This is a genomic window from Fibrobacter sp. (assembly GCA_012523595.1).
Lineage (GTDB): Bacteria > Fibrobacterota > Chitinivibrionia > Chitinivibrionales > Chitinispirillaceae > JAAYIG01.
In genome coordinates this window covers 19444-31408 of sequence record JAAYIG010000052.1, presented here as the reverse complement: position 1 = coordinate 31408, position 11965 = coordinate 19444, and the positions used below count along the sequence as shown (strand labels likewise).

Below are 11965 nucleotides of genomic sequence, written 5' to 3'. Positions count from 1 at the left end.
CTCCCACCTGATCCCCTTCTCCTTCCATTCCCCCACTGAAAGGGAGACACTGCCTGATGTCCGGGGAGTAAGTCCCAGAATCGCCTGGGCAGTAGTTGTTTTACCGCATCCGGACTCCCCCACCAGGGCAAAAATTTCACCTCTGCGGATCTGAAATGTCACTCCGTCAACAGCTTTCACAACTCCAGCCACAGTAGCGAACACACCTTTACGGATGGGAAAATGAACCCTGAGATCCTTTACATCGACAGCTACTGCCTGCTCTGAACTGTTATTCATATAAAAAACACCTTACTTTGTGACCAGGACCTGAATCCAGAAGTTCAGGATGCCTCTCGCGGCAGATATCCATTGCCCGTTCACACCTGGGATGAAATGGACAGCCTGAGGGAATGTTGCGCAGAGTCGGCACATCCCCCGGAATAACCTTTAAACGCTCCTTTTTCAGTTCCAGATGAGGAATTGTCTGAAGGAGGTTTACGGTGTAGGGATGCAGCGGAGTGCCAAAGAGATCCTTTACACTTGCGTACTCCATCACCTCCCCTGCATACATCACCATCACATAGTCTGCAATATCTCCCACAATCCCCAGATTATGGGTAATAAGCACCATGCTCATCGATTTGCTTTCCCGGAGCTGATGCAGAAGATCTAAAATTCTGGCCTGCACTGTGACATCCAGGGCTGTTGTGGGTTCATCTGCAATAAGAAGCCTTGGAGAACAGGCAAGCGTCATCGCTATCATTACCCTCTGTCGCATTCCTCCGCTTAACTGATGAGGGAAACTGGACATGGTACGTGATGGATCGGGGATTCCTACTTCGTAAAGTACCTTAGATGCCAGTTCACCAGCCTCTGATGATGGCAAAGAGAGATGCTCACGGATAGCTTCCATGATCTGATAACCGCATGTGTAGACCGGGTTAAGGGATGACATGGGATCCTGGAAGATCATGGAAATCCTGCCGCCCCGGATCTGCCGGATCTCCCTCTCGGGGATCTTCAGAAGGTCTTTGCCCTCAAAAGTTATGCTTCCTTTGGTAATTCTGCCTGGCGGTTCAGGAATAAGACGCATAATAGAGAGAGCAGTCATAGTCTTGCCGCATCCGGACTCCCCCACTATTCCCAGTGTGCTTTTATCCTCTATCTCAAAGCTGACTCCCCGCACAGCCTCTGCGGTGCAGCCCTCCAGCTTAAAGGTTACATGCAGATCGGAACAATTCAAACAGGTAGACAGAGTTTTTCTCCCGGTAAAAAGATATCTTAAGAAACTGTTTTATGGTTTGCTTCAAAACAACTACTAATATAGAAGTACCTTCCACAGGAAGTGATTATTTAACCATGAATTGATTTCATGATTTAACACCTCAAGTCACGATTTTACCCCGGAGATAAACTCAAGATTTAACGTCATAAATCACGATTCCCCAGTAATACAATTATCACAATTGCATCTGTATTTGTTATCACTTTTTCCTTATAATTCATGATGTTATGCTTTTTTCAATTTTTTAACTGTATTCTTCAGAATACGTTTAATTCTGCATCTGATTGACACTTCTTCAAATTTATGGCTATATTCTTCATTGAGGGCACAAATTTTCCGCTCTCTTAAAATAATGAGGGAGAGTTATTATGAAGTTCAAAATGCACTCAGAAATAGCGATCCTTTTTCTTACCGGGCTATGTTTCGGGCAGATTAATTTAGCCAACTTTAATTCCAGTGATGTTCGCAGGGGATGTTCTGTCTCTACCAACGTTGACAGCCTGCTGCTTGAAACCAGAGTTAATTCCGGAACCGCAGTTACTCTGATCACTTTTGTGCAGCGACCGGATCAGTATTTTGCCAACCAGGATGGTATCAATGGTCAAAACCTTGACAGCATAGAGACCACACTGAGTTTCCGTCTACCCGAGGATTTCGTTGCAGACAGCATGTGGCTCTGGATCGATGGGGAACCGGTCGAGGCCTTTATCCAGGGCAATTTTGCAGCATCAGCACAATACAATAACATTGTAGGCAGACGCTTTGATCCCGCACTTCTTCAGTACAGCGGAAATGGTAATTACAGCCTTCGCCTCTTTCCGGCGAAATCTCTTGAGAGCCGAAAAGTCGCTATACAGTTCAACCATACCTTCGATGATGACTCAAGAGGTATGATAGCTGCCAATATTTTCATGGAATCTGGACAAAGGCAGCAGGAGGATACGAAGCGGGTTCTACATGCTGCATGTGTCCATAAATGGACAGAAGAGAGCCTTCAGTATACCGCTTCAAGGCAGGTAGCATTCAGTTGCTGGAACTGATGCTTCAGGAGGATTCCGCCATCTATAAGGCGGAATCCTCGGTTTAAAACAGGCATATCAGGGGGAGAATGAAGCCGATTTACGAATACATGGATTACAGGGAATACCTGCGCCTTCTGTTTGAGAAAAAAAAGCTCGAACATCCATTCTATTCGTATCGGCTTTTTTCTCAAAAAGCAGGGTTTAAATCTCCCAATTTCCTCAAGCTTGTTATCGATGGAAACAGAAATCTGACAAAGGAGAGTGTTTTCAAGGTAATCAAGGCATTCAACCTGAACAAAAGTGAAGCCGATTACTTTGAGAACCTTGTTTTTCTCAATCAAAGCAAGACCCTGGAGGAGAAGAATCTTTACCTCACCCGTCTTCTAAGGCACCGGGTAAAAACCGATGCACGCAAACTGGAAGAATCAGAGTACGAGTACTACACATCATGGTACAACCCGGTTATCAGAGAACTGGCAACCGCAGTCGACTTCCGGGGTGATTTCAGGAAACTGGGTTCGATGGTCTCTCCACCAATCACCGCCAGGGAGGCACAGAAGTCGGTAGAGCTTCTTCTGAAGCTTGATTTTCTGCGGCAGAAAAAAGACGGTTCCTACGAAAAGACCTCATCATCCCTGACAACAGGTCCACAGGTAAGATCAGTAGCAGTAGCGAATTATCATAAAGCAATGATGCGTCTCGCATCAGAATCAATAGAGAGGTTCCCGGCAGAAAAAAGAGATATTACAAGCGTTACAATAAGTGTTTCGGAAGAAAGTTACGCCGCAATAATAGAAAAACTCCGGGCACTTAGAAAAGAACTGCTTGAACTTGCAGAATCCGATACAAATCCGGAAAAAGTCGCTCAGTTAAACCTTCAGCTCTTCCCTGTTTCAACATACTTTAAAAGCAGGAGGAATGCCTGATGCTTAAAGCTGCTGTCAAGCTTCTGCCGGTATTGTCTGCAGCTTATCTGCTTTTTCTGAACTGTTCCTTAGGTACAGAAACCGGCAATCCCGGAATGACAACCTGTGCCAGGTCAGCATTTGAGCCGCTTCTTACTGTTGATCAATGGCTGCCCTCATCTTACCTGGTTAACGGCATCTCTCAGCTTGATCCCGGATTTATACACACAGATCTGACCGAAACACCATCACTGGCAAAAAAAACCATATCAGCAGAGGACCAGGATTCCTTTACTATAGTGTACAGAACAGACACCGTGATCACTATAGATACTGTTTACATCGTAGATACAATCGTAGAGACATCTATCAAATCAGATACCGTTGTTAAGCATCAGGAGAACTCACCTGACAGTTCTCTTGTTTTTTCAGAGCGACTGCATAACGACTCTATTTTCCTTGTGGATACAGTTATTATTCTTGACACAGTTCTTGTGACCAGGATCGATACGATCGGTATTGATAAAGGCCCATTTGACCCTATAATTGTCGAAGTTTCCCCTGTAACGGTTACATTGAGCGAGTACACTCCCGACTCAGTTATCTACCTTATAACACGACGGACTTCACAACCTGCTATAAGACTTGTGCTGAGGAGCCCGCCAATCACATACAGATTCGACAGTTCACTTATCAGTCTGAGCCGGAAATCAACCCTTTCCGGAATGGACATCTATGAAGAATACCGGGACAGTGATGGAGACGGGATGCTTTATCTCAGTAAAACCACGGCTTCTCCCCGGTCAACGCTCTTTGCGTCCTATTCCAGAGACAATTCAGGTACTGAACTTTACGTGCGATTTGATGCCGGACAGGACAATACCTTCTCAAGCACTTCCGACAACCGGATACTCTCCCTGAAGCGGATTTCAATGGTTGACCAGATGAAAATACAGGAAGTACTGTACGGGAATGAATATGTAAACCCTCAGAAAGACACAGTTACCCTTTCGGTTGAAAAACGGGATAACACAAAGTCCGAACTCATCAGATACACCTGCATCCGGGGAGATGATCCTGACACCCACACAGAAAACAGGCTTGTCAAAATCAATTATGAACTTTCTTTTACATCAGGACCTCTGCGGGAAATAAAAATCAGAATAATCCCTGAAGTGCCACTGGAAGCAGGCCAGGATCCCTCACGGGCATCTATGGAGGCATTCATTAATTATGGAAAAGGTGTGGCCGGAGATTTTCAGGGAATTATCGATTATTCAACTGGCCTTGTCAGCGGGATCTATGCGGAAGGTGGTATAGAATACGAAGTCGAATATCGCACAGATACAGACAGGCTTGAACAATTTCCGTTAAAATAATACAACAATTATTCAAAACATCAGAACCGGATTCCAGCATTAAAAAATGGAGAGGAGATTCCAGCGAATCAGGCTTTTTCGCGATCGGATTCCTCTCCTTTATTATAATGGGGATACCTCTAAATTCCTTCCAGTTTTTTCATCGCTTCTGAGACTTCGGGGCTTTCTCCACCGGCCTTGACATATCTTTTGAAGAACTCTCTGGCTTTTTTGCTGTTGACAATTTTTACATAGTAGATGTTACCGATATGGCGAAGTGCCTCAACTGGTGCTCCTTTTCCTTTTTTCAGCGCATTCTGGAAAGCTTTTACAGCAGATTCATACTCCCCGGCCAGTTCAAGTTCCAGCCCCAGTTTGTAAAGCAAATCGGGATCATCGGGATGGTACTTCAGCCCGCGTTCACAGATCTTTGCGGCATCACGATGCATTTTCTGTTCTGATTTGACGTCCGCCATCAATTTGTAAACATCCGGATGCTCAGGGCATCTCTTTTCTACTTCCTGATAATACAGGAAAGCCGATTCCGAATCACCGCTCCCCTGAAAAGCCCTGCCCAGATCAATCAAAAGCTGCATATTGAGCTGGTCTGAAGCAGATGCCATGGAAAGCGCCTCGATTGCCTCCTGAGTCTTCTTCTGCTTCAGGTAAGTATGTCCCAACCCGGCCAGGTAATGCGGATTTTCAGGATCAATACGCCCTGCAATGGTATAAGCCACCATCGCCGCTTCTGTGTTGTTTTCCGTCTCGTAAATTTTTCCCTGTGCCAGTTGCATCCATGGCGATCCATCCTTTTTGAAATTCTTGAGAAGTGCTCTGGCCTTTTCAAGTTCTTTGAGTTCACAGTGCACCTCAACCAGGCGGTAAACAGCTTCACTGAACCCGGGATTTCTCTTTACAACAGCTTCATAAAAATCTCTGGCTTCCACAAACTTTCTATCATAGGTGAGCGCACTTCCAAGCTTGAAAGCACGCCTTTCATTGTACCCGCCTTTTTCCCAGGAACGGAAATAGTTCCTGGCTGCATCTTTAAACTTCAGTTCTTCCATGCTTATATCCCCAAGCGCCTCAAAACAGGGAGCGAATGAGGGATCAATGGAGAGGGCATCGTCAAAACCCTGACGAGCCTGTTCTTTTTTCCCAACCTGATAATAAACCCGTCCTGCCCAGTAAAGTACCTGCGCATCAGAGGTGCTCTTCCCCAGAGCAACAGAGATGTTCTGAAGCCCCCGTTTCTGATTACCTGTCAGACAGAGTGCATAAGCGGCAGTTGCAAGATATCTGGCATTATTCGGTTCTTTTTCCAGTGCGGAATTGAGCTGCGCAAGTGAAGCAGCTGGTTTTCCGAGTTCAAGAAGAAGGCTGCCATAATCAAATCTTGCACCTGCATGTCCCTGATGCAGATCCACCGCTCTTGCCAAATGCTGTTCCGCTTCTCTATGTGCTCCTTTTGACATATAATATCGACCGGTCTGGTAATGCGCTTCCCATTCCTGAGGAGCAAATTTCAGGGCGTTTTTAAGTTCAAAGAGCCTCAGACTGTCATTTCCTGATACCTCATAAGCCTCTGCCAGCAGAAGACGTGGCCGTACATCTGACGGTACAAATTTTGCAGCCTCTTTAAGCATCTTTATGGCATCACTGACTTTCTTCTCCTGCAGCATGAGAGAGCCAAGTTCGATTTTGATGTCATACCGTTTGGGATCGATCTTGATCCATTCTCTCAGAAAATCCATCAAAGAGGAATTCTGATTGAGTTTTCTATAGCACAGTGCAGTGAGTTCAAGAATTCCGGTATCGGTTTTTTTGATGGCTCTTGCACGGCCCAGAGGTGAAATTGCTTTGCTGTATTCCTCGGATTCCACAAGCGAGATTCCCAGCATGTAAAGACTTTCGAAGTCATCGGGCAGAAGCTCTACAGCCCTGTCCAGTGGTTTGATAGCCTGAGAATACATTTTACGGGAATAGTATATCGTACCCAGTTCTTTCCAGGCGATAGCATCGGATCCAGAGCTTTTAAGGTATTTGTGATAAAAGTCAGCCGCACGTTCCGGTTCATTGAGAGCCGTATAGGTACGGGCCAGCAGCTTTTTAAACTCGATTTTAGCATGGGGAAACTCAACGGCTTTTTCGAGAATTATCCTTGCTTTTTCCCATTGCTTTGAGCTGATGTAAAGATTTCCCAACTGCCAGTGGTTCCTCAGATCATCAGGAATTTCCTTTATATTCGCCTCATACCTGGCGATAGCCTTTGAGTCCATCTTTTTACTTTCATAAAGTTCTCCGAGATGGTAAAGAATACCGGCATCCTTGTCCTGTAAGGGAAATCTGAGGAATCTCTCATAAAAAGAGATCGCACTCAGAGTATCGCCTGTTTTCTCGTATGCAACTGCAGACAATTCCATTACCTCCCTGCTTTCCTGGCCTGAAGCCAGAAGTTTTGACAGGAGAGGAATCGCGTCTTCGTACCGCCCCTCTTTACAATAGGAATCAGCAAGTATCATCAGCACATTCCCGTTCTGAAGCATGCTGATACCTGCCATCTTAAGCAGTGAAATGACTTTTTTGTAGTCCTTGCTTTCGTACATGATCATGGCATAATTGGAATTCACATTGAAATCCTTGAATCCCCTGCTGAGGAAAAGCGAGTACGCATCCGCAGCCTTTTTATCCATCTTTATTTTCCTGAACAGATGGCCAGCCTGGGCAAGATATCCTGAATGCTTTGTGTTGTCAACATTGAAAAGACGGATACAGCTCTCTGCCGCCATGCTGTCATTGTCCTCTTTTTCGTATACACTTGTCAGCTTTAAAAGGATCTCCACATTTTTACCATTAAAAGAAAGCGCCTTCTCGAATGATTCCACAGCTTTATTGCCTACTCCCATTTTCAGATAAGCATCACCGATTTGCTCATAAATAGCAGCATCACCCGGCCCCAGTGCAGCCGCTTTTTTCAGAAAATTTTCGGCTGTTGCCCTGTTTTTCTCTCTGAGACTCAGAACAGCCAGGTAGTAATAGGCGGTAGGATGTGAAGGAGAGAGGTTTATAAGCTTTGTAAATTCAGTCTTTGCAGGAAACTGGAAATTCTGCTTGAAATAGAGTTGAGCGATTTTCTCCTGAACAACAACACTGTTTCCATGCAGTGAACGCTCTTTTTCCAGATGAGAGAGAGCAGACTTCAGTTCTCCCTGATGGGTCAGCACCTCCCCCATCATCAGATGAGCGCCCTTTCCCGGTTTTTCCGCCAGAATTTCATTCAGCATTTTCCGGGCAGCAGAGTAATTTTTCTGCTGGATATAAATTTCTGCAATCGGCATCCTGCAGACATTTTTCTCTTTCAGTAAAGGCATGGCCATTTTGTAGGCATCAACAGCCCTGGAAAAATCCGATTTCAGAGAGTAGATATTTCCCAGAGTCCTGAACACCTCCCCGTCATTGGGATAAGCCTTCACATATTTCTCCAGATTTACAATCGCATCATTGAGGTTTCCAGTCTTGAACTGCAGAAGACCGGTAGCCTTGTAAAGCATCGCATTGCCGCTGAATTTAACTGATATACCCGTAAGCAGATTCAGCGCTTCAGTAACATTTTTATTACTCTCCAGTGCAGTAGCCGTTTTCAGGTAAAGCTCAAGATCATTCTGATTTGTCCTGAGCGCATTCCGAAAATGGGTAACCGCTTCTTTGTAAAGCTGCTTTTTAAGGTAAAGATCTGCAAGAAGCTCCTGAACAGAAGCATCATCCGGAAGCATTTTGGCAGCTTTTTCCAGATCAGCAAGCGCCTTCTGCTCCTGCTTTCCTCCGAGAAAACTCTTGCCCCGTTCAAAATACCCATACCCGTTTCCAGGATCAGAAACCACCATCTTATTTGCATATTCGAATGCTTCCTTGAAACGGGATGCCTTGTTTTTCTGTCTGGCCATGAAATGGAGTGACTGTGACTGCTTTGGATTGAGCGCAAGAACCTGTGTATGAACCTTAAATGCATAACTATCATGCCCTGCTCCTTCATAAGCAAGTGCCCTCTCCACCAGAAACTCCACATCTAATTTCTGATTCCTCTCGTATCCTGCTATCACATTCAATGCGTCTTCATACCGCCCACTGAGCCTGTAACTCTTTGTCAACATCAGAAACAGATCTGAGTGCATCGGGATAAGATCAAGAAGTTCCTTCAGGTATTTTGCCGATTTGTCATACTTTCCAGCCCTGAAAAAAGCCTGACCGCAGGAATAATTCGCCAGAAGCATCAGAGGATCTTTCTGTATTATCTTTTCATATTCTTTACCCAGAACTGCATCTCCAGGACTGGAACCACTCTTCTCCTTTAGAAGCACATCCCCAAGCTGCTTAATGAGTTTAAAATTTTTACCAACAACAGGTATCTGAAAAAACCTGTTGACCTGTTGGGATCTTTCCACCTTCAGATGATTGAGAACAGATACAAGGCTGGAATCAATTCCAGAGTAGATCTTCTCTGCAGGAATCGACCTGTCGGAACTGGCTACAACCTGCCTGTCACTCCTTCTGACCACTTCCACATAGTAAAAAAGAGTCTTTTCTCTCTGGGAGTACTCGAATTTCTGATTCAGGAAATGGGTAGCACGTCCTTTTTCGGCAACGCTTTCATATTGCGCATCACTTACCACACCTTCGATTCTCCCCATAGAGGGGATCCATTTACCCATCTGTTCTTCACTGATAACCTTTATCCCCTTCAGAGGTTCAAGGCGAAAGCGGACAAAGCGGTCGATCAGAGCGACACCCCAGCGGCTCTGGGGATCATCTGCCATTGCAGCATCGACGGGCTTTGTAATAACGATGGAAATCTGAGGTTCAGGAGCATTTTTCGCAACAGCTACCGAAAACACCATTATCATCAGGCAAAACGGTTTTAACCAGCGCATCTTCTTATCTCCTTTTATATATATAGTACCCTGATTTAATGGTATAAACGGTTAAATCAGAAAATCAAGCTTTTTAAGAGAGTTTTTATTTCTTTTTGTGACAGTGCATTAAGGGAGGAAGAGGGGGAAGAAAGAAAATGGAAGGAGATTAAATTAGAGGGGATTTTATAATAAAAATGGATTCATAGAGGAGCACCCCAGACACAACCAATTTCAATCTCTCAAGGAAAATTTCAGATCTTTGGAGAGAAAAAAATCATGCAGCATCCGCTCTCATCCGCATTAGTCCCCTGCTCCTGCCACGAATAAAATTTATGATCCGCCCGATATCATCATCACCAGGAAAAGAGTCTTCCAACCTGGCAGTTGCCTCGGCAAGAGTGAGGTTCTCCCTGAACAGAATTTTATAGGCCCGCTTTATATTCTGCCTGCGCTCCGGAGAAAACCCGTGTCTCTCCAGGCCAACCTTGTTTATTCCCACAACATGAGTCTCACTCTCACCACCTACCATGGCATAAGGAACCACATCCATAAACGGACGAGTGACAGCACCGATAAAAGCGTAATCGCCGATGCGTGTGAACTGATGAACAGGGACTATGCCACCGATTGTGACATGATTGCCAACCTCCACATGCCCGGCCATAGCCAGACCATTGGAAATAGTCACATCATCACCCAGAACACAATCGTGGGCGATGTGACAATATGCCATAATCCAGCAGTTATCTCCGATTCGGGTTTCCCCTCGATGAGATGTCCCCCGATTAACAGTTACAAATTCCCGGAAAAGAGTGTTCCTGCCGATAACGGTATAGGTCTTTTCACCTGCGAATTTTTTATCCTGAGGAATGAGCCCGATACTGGCACCCTTGAAAATACGGCACTCGGGACCGATACGGGTTCCCTCACCGATCAGCACATGAGGACCGATCGAGCACCGGTCACCGATCTCCACATCCCCTTCGATTACTGTGTAGGGCCCAATAGTTACATCAACACCGATCTTTGTGCCAGGTTCAATAATGGCAGTGGGGTGTATATTTACAGACATTCTCGTTCAATTTCCTTTCAGGAGACTTCTAAAGTGCCACAGAGGCACCATGAATCAGCTGGCTCCATACATGGCCATCATCTCAGCTTCACAGACCAGCTTATCATCCACATAACATTTACCTTCAAACTTCCCTATTCCTCTGCGGAACTGGATCATTTTGAGTTCCATGCGTAATGTGTCTCCAGGTCTTACAACCCCTCTGAAACGGGCCTTGTCTATACCCATAAAAAGCACCTTTGGCGGCTGTCCGTCTTCGGACTTTGCTCCGTAAAGCCCCATCACTCCTCCCGCCTGAGCCATCGCCTCGATCATAAGCACACCTGGCATGACCGGGTTTCCGGGAAAATGTCCCTGGAAGAAATTGTCGTTGAAAGAGACATTTTTAGTGGCTACGATTGACTTTCCAGGAACAAGCTCCAGTACCTTGTCAACCAGCAGGAAAGGATACCTGTGGGGAAGGATATTGAGGATGTCCTCATAGCTCACCAGTGTTCCTCCGTCGGCCGCTGTTTTTGCGTTTTTCTGATTGAGGTATTCTCTTATCTTTTTGGCCACTGCGATGTTTGCAGCATGTCCTGTTCTTGCCCCTATAATGTGGGCATGGAGCGGTTTACCCAAAAGATAGAGATCACCGATCAGATCTAAAGCTTTGTGACGGCAGGGTTCGTTATAGAAGCGCAGTTCTGTGTTGTTAAGAAACCCGTTTTCCCCTGGCTCTATGGGACCCTTGTAGGCAAAGAGTTTCCGCATGTAGTTCTTGCGTTCATCCGTCAACTCCACATCCTGCACTACAAGTGCGCTGTCAAGTGAGCCGCCTTTGATAAGCCCCTCTTCACGCAGTTTCTCTATTTCCGAAAGGAAACAGAATGTCCGCGCCGGTGCGAAATCGGAAACATAATCATCGAGTGAAAAGAGTGTGGTATACTGAGCTCCAAGTGCCGGATAATTGTAATCTATCTCAAGGGTGAGCCGGAAATGATCCAGCGGGAAAATCCCAAGAGCGACATCACCCTTTACATACATCACCGGTTCGGAAATATAGAGATACTCACGCTCGGCCTGCTGCTCTACGATTCCGGCTTCCATTACAAGATTTACGTATGGAAGCGCGCTGCCGTCCATAAGAGGGATCTCCTGAGCGTTTACCTCCACCCTGCAGTTATCGATACCCAGCCCGGCAAAACTGGACATGACATGCTCGATCGAATACACCTTTACCCCGTCTTTACCGATAGTAGTGCCGCGGGCAAGGTCAACCACATTGTCTATATCGGCAATTATCTCCGGTTTGTTCTCAAGATCGGCTCTGACAAACCTTATACCGTAATTCTCAGGTGCGGGATGTAAAGTTACTGCGGCAGGAACACCTGTATGAAGGCCAGTACCGGTCAATGAAACGCTTTTTCCAATAGTTTGCTGGAGGGACAT

General features: G+C 45.7%; 7 protein-coding genes and 1 pseudogene. 3 read left to right on the top strand and 5 right to left on the bottom strand.

All coding sequences use genetic code 11. The annotated features are described in order from the left end of the window. Together GX089_03015 and GX089_03010 are read right to left on the bottom strand one after the other, a co-directional pair. A partial coding sequence (locus tag GX089_03015; protein ID NLP01439.1) for an ATP-binding cassette domain-containing protein occupies positions 1-279 on the bottom strand: 279 nt, incomplete at its 3' end. Then, positions 272-1132, bottom strand: a pseudogene (locus tag GX089_03010) (ABC transporter ATP-binding protein). The gene GX089_03015 and the pseudogene GX089_03010, both read right to left, overlap by 8 nt. Positions 1133-1635: 503 nt before the next feature. Here GX089_03010 and GX089_03005 point away from each other — a divergent pair. From GX089_03005 to GX089_02995, 3 genes are all read left to right on the top strand, one after another. Then, positions 1636-2307 (top strand): hypothetical protein, encoded by a 672-nt coding sequence (locus GX089_03005; GenBank protein ID NLP01438.1) that lies wholly within the window; start codon positions 1636-1638, stop codon positions 2305-2307. A gap of 68 nt (positions 2308-2375) precedes the next feature. Further along, positions 2376-3215: a TIGR02147 family protein gene (locus GX089_03000; protein NLP01437.1), complete on the top strand. Its 840-nt coding sequence runs from the start codon at positions 2376-2378 to the stop codon at positions 3213-3215. Next, positions 3215-4573 carry a hypothetical protein gene (locus GX089_02995; protein ID NLP01436.1) on the top strand — a complete coding sequence of 453 codons (1359 nt, stop codon included), beginning with the start codon at positions 3215-3217 and terminating at the stop codon, positions 4571-4573. The genes GX089_03000 and GX089_02995 overlap by 1 nt, the downstream gene beginning before the upstream one ends. 119 nt (positions 4574-4692) lie before the next feature. Here GX089_02995 and GX089_02990 read toward each other — a convergent pair whose 3' ends face one another. The 3 genes from GX089_02990 to GX089_02980 form a co-directional block, all read right to left on the bottom strand. Next, positions 4693-9480, bottom strand: coding sequence for a tetratricopeptide repeat protein (locus GX089_02990; protein ID NLP01435.1), 4788 nt, complete (start codon positions 9478-9480; stop codon positions 4693-4695). Between the two features lie 256 nt (positions 9481-9736). Further along, positions 9737-10534, bottom strand: a complete 798-nt coding sequence (gene lpxA, locus GX089_02985; GenBank protein NLP01434.1) for an acyl-ACP--UDP-N-acetylglucosamine O-acyltransferase — start codon at positions 10532-10534, stop codon at positions 9737-9739. A gap of 54 nt (positions 10535-10588) precedes the next feature. After that, a complete protein-coding gene (locus GX089_02980) occupies positions 10589-11965 on the bottom strand; it encodes a bifunctional UDP-3-O-[3-hydroxymyristoyl] N-acetylglucosamine deacetylase/3-hydroxyacyl-ACP dehydratase (protein NLP01433.1) in 1377 nt (458 codons plus the stop codon).